Consider the following 13393-nt stretch of genomic DNA (forward strand, 5'->3'; position numbering starts at 1 on the left):
AAAGGGTTGTGTCGACAACTTCACTTTAGAGACCTGCTGGCCGGTCATGACTGCCTTGATGAAGCCGGCGGGCGCTACGCGCCCTTGTCTCCATCAAGGCAATGTGGCCCTTCAATAGGCCGCTTCCCAATGTGCTATGGCCCCGAGTTCGTCGCCCATGCGGTGCGTGAATGGCTGGGCAGGCTCGGCGTCACCACGCTTTACATCGAGCCAGGCAGCCCCTGGGAGAATGGTTACATCGAGAGCTTCAATGCACGCCTGCGTGATGAACTGCTCAATGGCGAAATCTTCTACAGTCTGGAGGAGGTCCGCTGCGTCACCGGCTGGTGGCGCGATCATTACAACCGATTGCGCCCGCACAGCAGTCTTGGCTATCGCCCACCAGCCCCGGAAACGATCAAAATGCCAGCCTGGCCGCTCGGCTCCGCTACGCTTCGCCTCCCGCCCAGGCTGGCATCAGAAATGCGGATCAGCTAATCATGAAACCGGACCAATCATCGCGGGCAGTCCACTAGCGGCGCTGATCGCGGAAGCGCTGTCCAATCCAAAGCGCTGGTTTGTGCTGACAGTGCTTGCGATCGGCGTGGTCGCGACATTCGCCCTCGGCTTTCTGGACATGAAGGCCCAGGCATCGGCCGAGCGCGTCGAGTCAGCGCGGTTCGGTGCCCTAACATCGCAAGGGGCGCAAACGTCCTCCGGTGTGGCCAAAGTTGAGCAGCGCGCCGTGGCCGTGGGTGCCGAGCTTGAAGACGCTCATGCCCGGCTTCGGCAGGTGCAGGCGGTCGCCGATACGCTGCGTTCGGATAACACAGCACTGATACGCCAGAACGCCGACCTTCGGGTTGATGTCGTGAACCTACGTCAGCAGCTACTAACGATGGAAGGCCAGATCAGTCGGGATTCGTCCGAGTTCAAGGCCGCTCAGGCGGCATTCGCGGAGGCCCAGCGCGAACAGACGAAGGCTGCGGTATACGCAGCGCGGCAGGCGCATTGCGAGACGACGATTAAGAGATACGATGGCGGCTACACGGAGACGCCGGCCGACCCGAACATCATCACGGAGGGGCGGTGCTTCCATGGCCGCTACTATCCGCCGGGAGAGTAAGACGATGGGCTTGATTGAAACGCTTAGAAGCGCGCTCGCCGGGCGTTACGTCACGCCGCCGCAGCCACCTAGCGCAATTTTCAAAGAATTTGTTCCGGAAAATGAGCCAGAAGAATTTATCGAGCCGGCATCGATAGCGCCTCGTCTTGAGAACATCGAAGGCGTCGCCTGCGCCATTTCCTATACCGACAGCGGAGGCAGAGTGTCGGAGCGAACGATCACCTGCAAGCGGTTGGACCGCAAGGGTGGCACAGCATACCTTTACGCTTGGTGTCACGTCCGTGAGCAGGTTCGCCAATTTCGAACGGATCGCATCCGGGAAGTCTACGACATCGAATCGGGGGAGGTTATCACCCCACACCACTTTTTGCGCGCTTTTCCGGATCAGATGGCGCTTCACCCACAAATCTGTGGGGACTTTCTGTTGCTCACCGCGCGGACCTGCTCGCCGGATTGAACATTCTGACATTCATTGCTCGTTGCGATCGGGACTTCCATCCAGACGAGTTGGAGACTGTGACGGACTATGTTGACGATTGGGCTGAAGCTCACCACTGTAGTGACCGACTTCCAGTTGATGACGTGTCCGATCATGTCGCCCGGCTGGCGCCGGACAGCGAACAGTTCGTAGTGTCACTTGAACGGGTTGTGGATCGCGGTGGCACAAACCTTGCCTTAATCGGTGATTATATGGACGCTGTGATAGCCGCTGACGGGGTGTTGCACCCAAACGAGGCGCATTGGGCCTATGTTGCTCGCCGCTTAATCTCTGAGGCCGGGTAACGCGAAAACTCGCAGGTGCATTAGATGCTGCCTCTTGCGTTCAAAACATTTCGGAAACGGAGGCAAACGTCACGAGATCGTCAGGAAACGCACGGGCTGCGGCCACTTTTTTGTCGTTAAGCTCCATCTGAGACGGCTCCCACGCCTCCGGGGACATCTTCGGCGCTTCCTGTACACACTGGCGTTACGTCTTGCATATCGCCGTTCGCTTGCACATTCTCTTGGTCCTGCGGCTTTCGTTTTTGCAGGCTTCAGAAGGAGGCTTCGTGGGCGACGAGGTCATTGATCTGCTGAACAAAGTTTCCGTCGAGCCCGAGCTTCTCCATGAGCTGGCGACGGTTACATGGCCTACCGCGGATTTCCTGGAGCCGAGCGTTGAGCGCAGCCGGCGCGTCTGCGAAGAGGTCTGGCAGTTCCTGGTTCAGCATGACCGCTGCGCGCCAGAGACCGACCCGATGGACATGGCGTTGGCGATCACGGCACGTATCTTCGCGCTGCACTGGTGGGTAGGTGAGCATAGGCCGGATGCCCGCTGGTACGGGCACGAGGCGCTCTTCAAAGCAGCTTGTACGGAGCCGTTGTGCCCGATCGACGGACAGGCTTTATTTGACCCCGAAAAGTTCGAGGAAGCTTTAGCGTTGAGCAGCGGCGCGCTTTAGCCAAACGCGAGAAATTCTGCATTCCTTCAGATATCGAGCCGTCCAGGCATCAGCTGCAAGCCCGGTTGAGGGCGGTGTCGAAACAAGACGTTGATTATGAGCTCAACACTTTCTGATTATCCCATAGTAGCTATGCGCGGGGATAGTACGGGTGTGGGTTGAAACCTTTTCATTTCAAACGGTTCGCCTTCCGACTTCCTTACGCCTTTATACCGCAACAATGTCGTGATCACTTTATCAACTGTTGATAAGATGCTATTCTCCCTGTGAATGGAGTCTCAATATGATTAGCGCGGATCTTGGAAAGCAGCTTGAAAATTTCGTCGCCAGCCTTGTCGCGACGGGTCGGTACAACTCAAAAAGCGAGGTTTTACGTGAAGGCGTGCGCCTAATTCACGATAGGGAAACTCGTCTCGCCGCTCTCGATGCCTCGATAACGCGGGGTCTTGCAGATGCGGACGCAGGACGCACAGCGCCGGCTGATCAGGTGTTCGACCGCCTAGAGGCCAAATATCGTGCCATGAGCGCTGGCAACGAATGATCGTCCATTTATCGGCTGAGGCCGAGTATGACCTCGAGACGATTGGTGATTATATCGCCCGCGATAATCCGGCACGAGCGTTGAGTTTCTTGGAGGAGCTACGTTCGAAATGCTCGGACTTGGTCGATATGCCGAAACGCTTTCCACTTGTGCCGCGCTATGAGGCGACCGGTGTGCGGCGGCGTGGCCATGGTGATTATTTGATCTTTTACCGGGTCGAGCCGGAAAGAGTGATCGTTATTCACATTCTGCACGGTGCTCAGAACTACAACACCATCCTCTTTCCATCTTGAATCGCCGATTTAGCCGTCGTTCCGTGTTGCGAACGTCTCCGTCGGAAGCTGTCGCAGTTCACCTATGGCGGCCGCTCGCTCGATATCGCGCGTCTCCGCCGCGCCGTCGGCGATCCGGACATCTGCGCAGTGACGTAGGGCTGCATTCCGGTCAACCTGTTCGGCGGCCCCGGCAGCATCACTGAAGCTATGCTGCACTCGATCACGTCGGACCGTTTCCGCGATGTCGATGCCGAGCTGAAGGCGGTGGTCGGCAACGTCACCGGCAAGCTGTTCGAACTGCCCGCCGGCGACGTCAATATTGCGCTGGGCACCGAGTACCGTACCGAAAGCTTCTCGCAGATTCAGGACAACGCACCGGAAAAGACGACCCCGACGCCGCCGTTCCTGCCGCCGACGCGGAAGATCTACGAGTTCTACGCGGAAACCTCGATCCCGCTGCTCAAGGAAATCCCGTTCATCTACAGCCTCGATGTCGAGGGCGCGGTCCGCTACTCTCACTACAACGCCTTCGGCTCGACGACGAACCCGAAGGTCGGCGTGAAGTGGCGTCCGTCCAGCGATCTTCTCGTTCGCGGTTCGTGGGGCACCGGCTTCCGCGCGCCGAACTTCACGGAGGCGAACAGCACGCAGTCGCGCGGCTACCGCCCGGTCACAGACCCCTGCTACACCGCCGCTTATACGACGTTGCCGGGATGTAACGGGCGCCAGCCCGCGACGATCCTCACCGGTACCTTCGTCACAACCGGCGGCAACCCCGATCTCAGGCCCGAAACGGCGGAGACGCTCACCGTCGGTCTCGTCTGGACGCCCGACTTCATCCCCCGCTTCTCGGCCACGATCGACGTCTACCGCATCACCAAGGCCGACATCATCGGCGCCGCTGACGTCGATTACATCATCATGCAGAACGCGATGGGAACGGCTTTCGCGGGCCAGGTGGTCCGCAACGCGAACAACGAGATCATCGACGTGTTCGCCACGCGCGACAACCTTCTGGACCAGACCATCAAGGGCATCGATTTCGGCCTCGAATACACCACGGCCGAAGCCTCGTGGGGTAGCCTCAACCTGCGCACGGACGCCACCTACATGGACACGTACAAGCTGTCCCCGGCGCCTGACACGCCCGCCGTCGAGCGCGTCGGCTCCTACACAACGGCGCTCGGCACGATCCCGCACTGGAAGGCGACGGGCCGCGTGACATGGACGTTCGGCGACCTGTCGGCGACGTGGGGCCTGCGCTACGTGGGGCCGGTTCGCAACGATGCCTCGCTGCTGGTCGCGGGGGAGCGCATGCGCGCCGAATCCTATCTCCAGCACGATGTCGCGGTCACCTACAACATCGAGCCGCTGGCGATGCGCGTCACCGCGGCGGTGGACAATCTCACCGACGAGATGCCGCCGTGGCTTGAAGGCAACTACTTCAACGGCTTCGACAATCTGACGTTCAACTCGCGCGGCCGGTTCTTCTCCTTCCGCGTGGTGAAGGACTTCTGATCGGCAGCGGGTTTGGTATCCCCCACAGCATCACCGGTGCGGCAAGCGCGGCGCCGGTGATGCCATTTCCGGGGGGCAGCGAGACAGGGGAGAACGTCAGATGAGGCAATTCGGAATCGCGGCGGCAGCCATCGGCCTCGCCTTGCTCGCCCAGCCCGTCGTGGCGGCCGCGCAGGACGCCGCCGCGCCCGATCCCGATGCTGAAGCCAAGGCGATCACCGCGCAGACCCGCAAGATGGGCGGCGTCATGCCCGCCGAACAGCTTGCATTGTCGTTCCAGCATCTCGACCTGTCGCTGAAGGTGTTTCCGGACGAGAAGCGCATCGAAGGCGACGCGGTCCTCACGCTGCGCGCCAAGTCGGCGGTGCCGGAGCTCGTCCTCGATTTCTATCCCCGGTTCCAGATCGCCTCGATCACCCTCAATGGCCGCAAGGTGGCGCCCGCCGATTACAGCAACCCCGAAGGGCAGCTTCGCATCAAGCTCGCGCGGCCACTCGCCGCCGGCTCGGTCACCAAGGCGCGCATCGTCTATTCGGGCACGCCGCCGCTCGCCAAGCGCCCGCCGTGGGAAGGCGGCACGACCTGGGCGAAGACGCCGGATGGCCAGCCGTGGATCGATACCTCGCACTGGGGCGGCGGGTGCGATCTCCTGTATCCCTGCATCGATCATCCCACCGGCAAGACCGAGGTCGCCGATCTTCACTACACGGTGCCCGCGCCGCTCGTCGCGCCGGGCAACGGCACCTTCATGGGCATGACCGAGAAGAACGGCTGGCGCACCTACAACTGGCGCGCGCGCAGCCCGCACACCTACGGCCTCGTGCTCGATGTCGGGCCGTTCAAGGTGCTGGAGGCGGACTACAAGAGCCGCTTCGGCAACACGATTCCGATGCGTTTCTGGTATCTGCCGGGTGAGGAGGAAAAGGCCGCCGAGCTCTTCAAGGAGTTCCCCGTCGCGCTCGATTTCTTCGAATCGCAGATCGGCCCCTATCCGTGGGGCGACCAGAAGATGGGCGTCATCCGCGTGCCCTTCTCGGGCCTCGAGAACCAGACGCTCAACGGCTACAGCATCGATTACACGAAGACGATGTACGGCTTCGATCCGCTGATGCACCACGAGTTCTCGCACGAATGGTTCGCGAACCAGCTTTCGGTCGCCAACTACGACGACCTCTGGCTGCACGAGGGCATCGGCTCCTACATGCAGCCGCTGCTTGGCCGTTATCTGCACGGCGACATGGATTATAATGCGCTGCTGAAGTCGCAGCGCGCCGGCATCCGCAACGAGAAGCCGCTGGTCAGCGGCGAGGAGCGGCCCGAGAACTGGGTCTATGCCGATCCCACCGGCCCGCGCGGGGATATCTATCCCAAGGGCAGCTGGGTGATGCACACGCTGCGCGGCCTCATCGGCGACGATGCCTTCTACGAGGTGATCCGCCGTGTCACCTATGGCCGTCCCGATCCCCGGCCCGGCAACTTCCAGCCGCAGTTCGGCACCAGCAAGGGTTTCATGGCCACGGTCAACCAGGTGACGGGCGGCGACTACGACTGGTTCTTCAACATCTACCTGTACCGCGCCGGCCTGCCGAAGCTGGTCGACACGCGCGCGGGCGACACGCTGACGCTGCGCTGGGAAACGCCGGACAACCTGCCGTTCCCGATGCCGGTCGATGTGCGCGTCGATGGCAAGACCGTCACTGTGCTGATGACCAGCGGCACGGGCACGCTGACCGTGCCGGCTTCCGCCACGGTCACGCTCGATCCGGGTGCGAAGATCCTGCGGCAGCTCGATTATATCGATCGCTTCCAGGCGTGGCGCGCCACCCAGCCCGATCAGGGCCGCCGCCGCTAGGCTTGTGCCCGGGGCGAACGAAAGGCGCCGGGTGCAAAGGAAGCATTGGAACCCACCGTGCGGCTCGGCCTACTTACGGGGCCGGACCTCGAAAGCCTGGCCTCCGCCGGCGTTCGCAGCACAAGGAGCAGAATCGTGAAAGCTGAGATGTTCATAGGCGCGTCGGCCGTGGTCGGCACCAACGGCCATGTTTCGGGCGTGAACCCGGCGACCGGCGAGACGCTGGAGCCGCCGTTCGGCGGCGCGACGCTCGCCGATGCCGACAGGGCCGCCGCGCTCGCCGACGCGGCGTTCGATGCCTACCGCGAAACCGCGCCGGAAGCCCGGGCGGTGTTTCTCGAAACCATCGCCGACAATATCCTCGCCATCGGCGACGCGCTCATCGAGCGCGCCATGGCCGAAACCGGCCTGCCGCGCGCGCGGCTGGAAGGCGAGCGCGGCCGCACCATGGGCCAGCTCCGCCTGTTCGCGGACATTGTGCGCGATGGCGGCTACCTCGGCCTTCGCGTCGATCCGGCGATGCCGGAGCGTCAGCCGCTGCCGCGCTCGGACCTGCGCCTGCGCCACATCCCGCTCGGGCCGGTCGTGGTGTTCGGCGCCTCGAACTTCCCGCTCGCCTTCTCCGTCGCCGGCGGCGACACGGCCTCGGCGCTCGCCGCCGGCTGCCCGGTGATCGTGAAGGCGCATTCGGCGCATCCGGGCACCTCGGCGCTGGTCGGCCGCGCCGTCCGCGATGCGGTCGCGGCCTGCGGTCTTCCCGAAGGCGTCTTCTCGATGATCTTCGACAGCGGCCGCGCGGCGGGGCAGGCGCTCGTCGCCGATCCGCGCGTCAAGGCGGTGGGCTTCACCGGCTCGCGCGGCGGCGGTCTGGCGCTGGTCGCGATCGCGCAGGCGCGTCCCGAGCCGATCCCCGTCTATGCGGAGATGAGCTCGATCAACCCCGTCATCCTGCTGCCGCAGGCGCTCGAGGAACGCGCCGAGGCGATCGGCAAGGGGTTCGTCGCGTCGCTCACGCTCGGCGCCGGCCAGTTCTGCACCAATCCCGGCCTCGTCATCGCCGTGGAAGGCCCCGCGCTCGACCGCTTCGTCGCCAGCACGGCGGAGGCGCTCGGGATGGTCCCCGCCGCCACCATGCTCACGCCCGGCATCCATGCCGCCTATGCGCGCGGCGCGGCGGCGACGGCGGACAACCCCGCGGTCGAGGTCGCCGCGCGCGGCCAGGGCGGCGGCGGATGCGCCGGGCAGGCGGCGTTCTTCACCACGAGCGCCGCCGCCTTCCTCAAGGATCGCAGCCTTCAGGAAGAAATGTTCGGCGCCGCCTCGCTGCTCGTGCGCTGCGCGGACGCGGACGAGCTTGCCGCCGTCGTCGCCAGCCTCGAAGGCCAGCTCACCGCCGCGCTGCATCTTGCGGACGGCGATCACGACGCGGTGCGGGCGCTGCTGCCGCTCCTCGAACGCAAGGCGGGGCGCATTCTCGTCAACGGCTTCGGCACGGGTGTCGAGGTGAGCCACGCCATGGTCCACGGCGGCCCGTTCCCGTCCACTTCGGACGCGCGGACGACCTCGGTGGGCGGTCTCGCCATCCAGCGCTTCCTGCGCCCGGTCTGCTATCAGGATATGCCCGACGCGCTGCTCCCCGATGCGCTCAAGGCGGCCAATCCCCTCGGCTTCGACCGGCTCGTCAACGGCAAGCGTTAGCCGTGATCTCGATGGTTCAGCACACGCTCTTCCTCCTGCTGATTGCGACTGAAGTTGCCCCGGCCGCCGCGGATCCAGGCGTGGTTGTCCGGTTCGAAACCTCGAAAGGGAATATCGACGCGCGATTGGCGCTCTCAGATGCGCCGGTTACCGTGTGCAATTTCCTGCGCTATGCGCTTGGCGCGCATTACGATGGCGGCCGCTTCTTCCGCACCGTCCGGAGCAATGAGAATGCCAGCAATCCTGTACCGATCGACGTCATTCAGCTTGAGGCGCGCGACGGTGAGGAGCACGACGCCTTCGGTCCCATCCCGCTGGAGCGCACATCGGTGACCGGGCTGACACACCGCACGGGCGCTCTCTCCATGGCGCGCTGGGGGCCGGATACTGCCACCTCGAGTTTCTCGATTGTCGTGAAGCCGAGCCCCGCCATGGATTTTGGCGGTACGCGCAACGGCGATGGCCAGGGCTTCGCTGTGTTCGGCTATGTGATACGCGGCATGGATGTGGTCCGGGCCATTCATCGAAGCCCCGCCGTCGCGGAAAAACTGCGGGAACCCGTGGCGATCAGGCGCACGGTGGTGAGTAATGCGCCGAAGATCAGGGAAAGCATACGGAAGACGTGCAGTTCGGTCGTTTCCACGAACTGAATGTAGTTGCAGACAGCACGAAAGCGAGGAGAGTTACGTTGGCCCGGGCAAAGCCAAAGATGTGTATCGTGAACCCGGAATTTGTTGCCGATATCGCACCCTTGACCGGATCGCAGACCGAAATCATGCGCTGTATTGGTATCAGTTGGAACAGCTGGATCAAGATATGCGCCGGACTGCCGATTCGCCTTTCGGTCGGGCGCCGTCTGCGGGACCGGCTACTTGCCGAGGCGCCCGAATCGGCAGGCTTGCGGGGCAGGTTCTCGCACATCGCATCCGGCATCGAAATCCGCAGGAGGGCGCGCGAGGTCAATTTCCTGCTGCCAGCGAACACAACAGACGAAACCTCCCGGAGCATGCCTCAGCTTCGCTCCGTCGGCCGTGCACTAAAGATGCTGTCGGCGAAACGATCCGGTCTTGAGGTTGGTGTCCATCCCTGATTGACGTCCGACCGGTGCGCGATCAGGCTCCGCCGGCAATTTTATCGCCGCGCTCGCTGACGATCCGCTCACCCGATTAAAGCGCGCATTTCTCGGATCCCGGTATTCGTTCCCATTGCCATGTGTGAACGACTTCTCCGCGTGGCAGATAGGATGATCGGAATAGTCCTCTCTCCGCGTCGAACGCTCAGCTTCAGAAACTGTGTCTGCTCACCTTGAATGCTGTCCTGAGGAACGGGAATCACGATCTCGTCGCCGTTCCGGAGACCCGCGATCGCGGCTGCGGTGGTCGGTGTGCCCGATCCGCTTTACGGCGAGATCGGCCATGCTTGGGTTCTGCCCGATGCGGCGGCAGGCGAGGCCACGCCCGACGCGGAGGCGCTTGAAAGCTACTGCCGCGACCATCTGACGAACTACAAGGTGCCCAAGCGGTTCCATGTCCGACCCAAGGGGCCCACTCTAATGACCGGACCGAAGATAATCGAGTGGGTGGATGTGTCATACATTCACAACCTGATTGCGACCTTCGGTGAGGTAGGGATAGCGCGATACCGTGGCCCTAATTTCCTTCATAACACCGGCGAAGTCGCCCCACTGCACAGTTACCGGGACAGGGTCAGACGCCGAACGGCGCGATATGATTGTCCATCCGTCGCGCGTTCGCGGTGAGTGGGGCTTCATCGAGAACGAGTGTTGGCGTCGCTAGGCGCGAGGAGATCGCGGAATGCGCAGGGGCGGGGCGCTGAGCTGCCGACGGAGTATAACGCAACGCGTCGACGTTAAAAAGTTAAGCAAATTCAATGTGATATTCATTTATATCGAAATCAAAATATATCTGTGTACAAACATATCGAAATAGATATAGTTTTAGCACTTGGTAAGCGTGCCGCCAAAAAAACGCAAAAATGCGGTAGGATTCTTGGGAGGGGAACGGATGAAAATTCAATCTTCGATTCGCTGCGCTTTGGTATCTGCAACCGCGATGGTGACCATTTCCGCCATCTCGCCGGCATGGGCGCAGGAGGGTTCCGACGACCGCCAGATCGGTCTCGATGAAATCGTTGTTACGGCCCAGAAGCGCGCTGAGAACCTGCAGGACGTGCCGATTGCGGTCAGTGCGATCAACGCCGCTCAGATCGAGCGGACGTTCAGTCGGAATATCTCGGAACTCGGCTCGATGGCGCCGAACCTCATCGTTGACACGATTTTCGGCGTGGCCACGCCTGCAATCAGTATCCGCGGCTTGCAGCTGAACGACGGCGAGAAGTCGTTTGATCCTGCGGTCGCAGTGTATCTCGACGGTGTCTACCTCTCGACCACGACCGGTGCTCTGCTGACGACATTCGATGCCGAGGCCGTGGAAGTCCTGCGCGGCCCGCAGGGAACACTGTTCGGTCGCAATACCATCGGCGGTCTCGTGCACGTTCGCCGCGCAGAGCCGACGGGTGAGCTCGGCGGCAAAGTGGCGGTGACCTACGGCCGGTTCGACCAGCTCGACGTCAAGGCTGTGCTCAACCTGCCGTCGATCGCGAATGGCGCCATTGCCGCCAAGGTCGGCGTGATGAGCCTGAATGGCGGTGGCTATTTCCACAACATCACGCGCGGCAAGCGCGAAGGTAACAATGACTTCATGATGTATAGCGCGGCGCTGAAGATCGAGCCCTCGCCGGACTTCAAGCTCAACCTCGCCTACGATTATATCGACGACAAGACCAATACGCGTCCCGTCACAGCGCTGACGTCGCCGACGGAAACCTTCTGCGCGATCACACCTGCCGGATTCCCGTGCGGACAGCCGGCAGCGAACGCTTCATATCACCGTCACCCAATTCAGAATTTCGTGCAGCCGCAAGGCCTAAAAGGGCACTCGCTGATTGCGAATGCCGAGCTGAACCTCGCCGAGGATCATGCGCTGTTCGCGGTTGTCGGCTACCGGGATGCGAAGGAATATTCGGTTCAGAAGTGGGATGGCATTCAGCTGCCGTACTTCTTCACCTACCGTCCGCAGAAGCAGGACCAGTTTTCCGCCGAGCTGCGTTATCAGGGCGAAGTCGGTATCGTGAAAATGGTTGCTGGCGCCTACTATTATGAAGCCGGCTACACCAACCACCAGCAGACGTTCTTCTTTACGAGCAATTTCCCGACAAACGCGTCGGAGAAAGAGGTTCTCGCGGGCATCCGCGCCGGCTGGCCGGGCGAAGTTCCGGGTACCGACACGGATCAGGACAGCAAGAACTATGCGTTCTTCGGTCAGCTTGACTGGGAAATCGTTGAAAATCTGAATGTGTCCGCCGGAGGCCGCTACACGAAGGAGACGAAGCACTTCTGCGGCGCGAACGCGCTCGGTCCTGTGGGTTCCCGCGTTGTCGTCGGCTCGTTCGGCGATTGCCCGGATTCCTGGCGTAGCCAGCCCACCTACATGCCGAATGCGGTCAATCCCACCACAGGAGAGGTTTTCGAGCAGACCGGCCGCGACAGCTGGTCCCGTTTCACGCCGCGCTTTGGTGTGGACTACAAGTTCGACAACGGCATGGTCTACGCGAGTTATTCGAAGGGCTTCCGTTCCGGCGGTTACAACGGCCGCGGTACGGACTCCTTTAACATGGGGCCCTATCAGCCCGAGACGGTCGAAAGCTACGAAGCGGGCTTCAAGACTCAGTGGGCTGACAACCGCGTCCGCTTCAACCTCAGCGCCTTTTCGATGAACTACTCGAACAAGCAGGAAGACGTCGTGTTCCCGGATCCGGTATCGGTGACAGTGACAGTCGTTCAGAACGCAGCGCGCGCCCGCATCCGCGGTTTTGAAGCCGAGTTCCAGGCTGTGCCTGCGGATGGGCTGACCTTTGGTGTGAACGTCGGTCATTTGAACGCAAAGTATCGTAACTGGCAGGATATCGGCTTCAACCTTGATCCGGCCACTGCGGCAGCAGATCCGTTCGTTACTATCGATAAGTCAAACTTCAAGCTGCGCCGCGCGCCGAAATGGTCGCTCGATGCCACGATGAACTACCGGCATGAACTTGAAAACGACCATGCGCTCGTCTTCGATGTCGGGGTGCGTCTGAAGTCCGATTACTACATCGTTGCCAACACGCTGACCCCAGCAAACCCGAACAATGGGCTCGTCAAGAGCTTCGCGCTCCTCGACGCCAGCATCTCTTATGATGCTGACAACTGGCGTCTCTCATTCTTCGGCAAGAATCTCACCAACCACGACTACTTCTCCCATGTGTTGGACGTTGGCACCAGCTACGGCGCAACGCCGACGAACTCCACGCCGGTGCCACAGCCCGGGCTGTTCACATACGGCTCGATTGCGCCACCGCGCACGTGGGGTATCGAGGCGCTGTTCAAGTTCTAGGGTTCCGCGTTGCGAGGGGGCGGGCTGCCGCAAGCCTCATCGCACGCACAGCAGGCGAAACGCAAATGGCTGTTTTCGATGCCAATATCGCGGTGGCGCAAAAGATGTACGACATCGTGCGCGCCGGCGACTTTTCGAAGCTCGATACCATCGTGACCGAGGATTTCGAAATTGTCGAAGCGGACGGCCTGCCATTTGGAGGTGCCTCCCGCGGGCGTCACGCTCTCCGCGAGCTGCTTGAGCGGATTATTCCTATCCTTCGTCCCAGTGACATCAAGTTGAAGTCTATCACCGCCAACGAGAACGAGGTTGTGGGTCTGCTCGACCTCATATTCGCTGACGGGGACGGGGAGTTCATCATGCCTGTCGCCGAGTATTTCGAGATACGTGACGGGCACATCAGTCGCATCGTACCGTATTTTTTTGATACACCCGGGCTTACGCAGTTCATCGCGCGCAGAGGATGAGGCCACCGGCCGGGTAGAGTGTCAATTCCAATGATGATTGCTAC

General features: G+C 61.7%; 14 protein-coding genes. All 14 read left to right on the plus strand.

The window, feature by feature from the left end:
- Positions 1-477, plus strand: a 477-nt coding sequence (locus tag DFR51_RS19395; protein WP_243446570.1) for an integrase core domain-containing protein, incomplete at its 5' end; no start/stop codon positions are given.
- Positions 478-559: 82 nt separating this feature from the next.
- A complete protein-coding gene (locus DFR51_RS14690; RefSeq protein ID WP_121052563.1) occupies positions 560-1105 on the plus strand; it encodes a hypothetical protein in 546 nt (181 codons plus the stop codon).
- Positions 1106-1109: 4 nt separating this feature from the next.
- Complete coding sequence (locus tag DFR51_RS14695) at positions 1110-1562, plus strand: WYL domain-containing protein (protein WP_170151788.1); 453 nt, start codon at positions 1110-1112, stop codon at positions 1560-1562.
- Between the two features lie 592 nt (positions 1563-2154).
- Positions 2155-2547 (plus strand): hypothetical protein, encoded by a 393-nt coding sequence (locus DFR51_RS14705; protein ID WP_126494969.1) that lies wholly within the window; start codon positions 2155-2157, stop codon positions 2545-2547.
- Positions 2548-2830: 283 nt separating this feature from the next.
- Positions 2831-3088, plus strand: a complete 258-nt coding sequence (locus tag DFR51_RS14710; protein ID WP_121052572.1) for a type II toxin-antitoxin system ParD family antitoxin — start codon at positions 2831-2833, stop codon at positions 3086-3088.
- Complete coding sequence (locus DFR51_RS14715) at positions 3085-3381, plus strand: type II toxin-antitoxin system RelE/ParE family toxin (RefSeq protein WP_121052574.1); 297 nt, start codon at positions 3085-3087, stop codon at positions 3379-3381. Before DFR51_RS14710 ends, DFR51_RS14715 begins: the two co-directional genes overlap by 4 nt.
- A 189-nt stretch (positions 3382-3570) precedes the next feature.
- Complete coding sequence (locus DFR51_RS14725; RefSeq protein WP_121052578.1) at positions 3571-4881, plus strand: TonB-dependent receptor domain-containing protein; 1311 nt, start codon at positions 3571-3573, stop codon at positions 4879-4881.
- Between the two features lie 100 nt (positions 4882-4981).
- Complete coding sequence (locus DFR51_RS14730; protein WP_121052580.1) at positions 4982-6733, plus strand: M1 family metallopeptidase; 1752 nt, start codon at positions 4982-4984, stop codon at positions 6731-6733.
- Positions 6734-6880: 147 nt separating this feature from the next.
- Positions 6881-8431 (plus strand): aldehyde dehydrogenase (NADP(+)), encoded by a 1551-nt coding sequence (locus DFR51_RS14735; protein ID WP_121052582.1) that lies wholly within the window; start codon positions 6881-6883, stop codon positions 8429-8431.
- 80 nt (positions 8432-8511) lie between these two features.
- A complete protein-coding gene (locus tag DFR51_RS14740; RefSeq protein WP_170151789.1) occupies positions 8512-9081 on the plus strand; it encodes a peptidylprolyl isomerase in 570 nt (189 codons plus the stop codon).
- A gap of 38 nt (positions 9082-9119) precedes the next feature.
- Entirely contained in the window at positions 9120-9521 is a 402-nt protein-coding gene (locus tag DFR51_RS14745) for a hypothetical protein (RefSeq protein WP_126494967.1), read from the plus strand.
- A gap of 294 nt (positions 9522-9815) precedes the next feature.
- A complete protein-coding gene (locus DFR51_RS19610) occupies positions 9816-10190 on the plus strand; it encodes a hypothetical protein (protein ID WP_160119269.1) in 375 nt (124 codons plus the stop codon).
- Between the two features lie 214 nt (positions 10191-10404).
- Positions 10405-12882 (plus strand): TonB-dependent receptor, encoded by a 2478-nt coding sequence (locus DFR51_RS14755; RefSeq protein ID WP_243446575.1) that lies wholly within the window; start codon positions 10405-10407, stop codon positions 12880-12882.
- A gap of 65 nt (positions 12883-12947) precedes the next feature.
- Positions 12948-13349: a nuclear transport factor 2 family protein gene (locus tag DFR51_RS14760; protein WP_121052593.1), complete on the plus strand. Its 402-nt coding sequence runs from the start codon at positions 12948-12950 to the stop codon at positions 13347-13349.
- Positions 13350-13393 lie beyond the last annotated feature (44 nt).

Origin of the sequence: Sphingosinicella microcystinivorans (genome assembly GCF_003634215.1) — a bacterium.
In the GTDB taxonomy this organism is placed as follows: Bacteria; Pseudomonadota; Alphaproteobacteria; order Sphingomonadales; family Sphingomonadaceae; genus Sphingosinicella; species Sphingosinicella microcystinivorans.

Bases quoted from the DNA above. Each gene is read 5' to 3' on its own strand.
- DFR51_RS14695 (WP_170151788.1), top strand. From the start codon at position 1,110: ATGGGCTTGATTGAAACGCTTAGAAGCGCGCTCGCCGGGCGTTACGTC.
- DFR51_RS14710 (WP_121052572.1), top strand. From the start codon at position 2,831: ATGATTAGCGCGGATCTTGGAAAGCAGCTTGAAAATTTCGTCGCCAGC.
- DFR51_RS14715 (WP_121052574.1), top strand. From the start codon at position 3,085: ATGATCGTCCATTTATCGGCTGAGGCCGAGTATGACCTCGAGACGATT.
- DFR51_RS14725 (WP_121052578.1), top strand. From the start codon at position 3,571: ATGCTGCACTCGATCACGTCGGACCGTTTCCGCGATGTCGATGCCGAG.
- DFR51_RS14730 (WP_121052580.1), top strand. From the start codon at position 4,982: ATGAGGCAATTCGGAATCGCGGCGGCAGCCATCGGCCTCGCCTTGCTC.
- DFR51_RS14735 (WP_121052582.1), top strand. From the start codon at position 6,881: ATGTTCATAGGCGCGTCGGCCGTGGTCGGCACCAACGGCCATGTTTCG.
- DFR51_RS14760 (WP_121052593.1), top strand. From the start codon at position 12,948: ATGGCTGTTTTCGATGCCAATATCGCGGTGGCGCAAAAGATGTACGAC.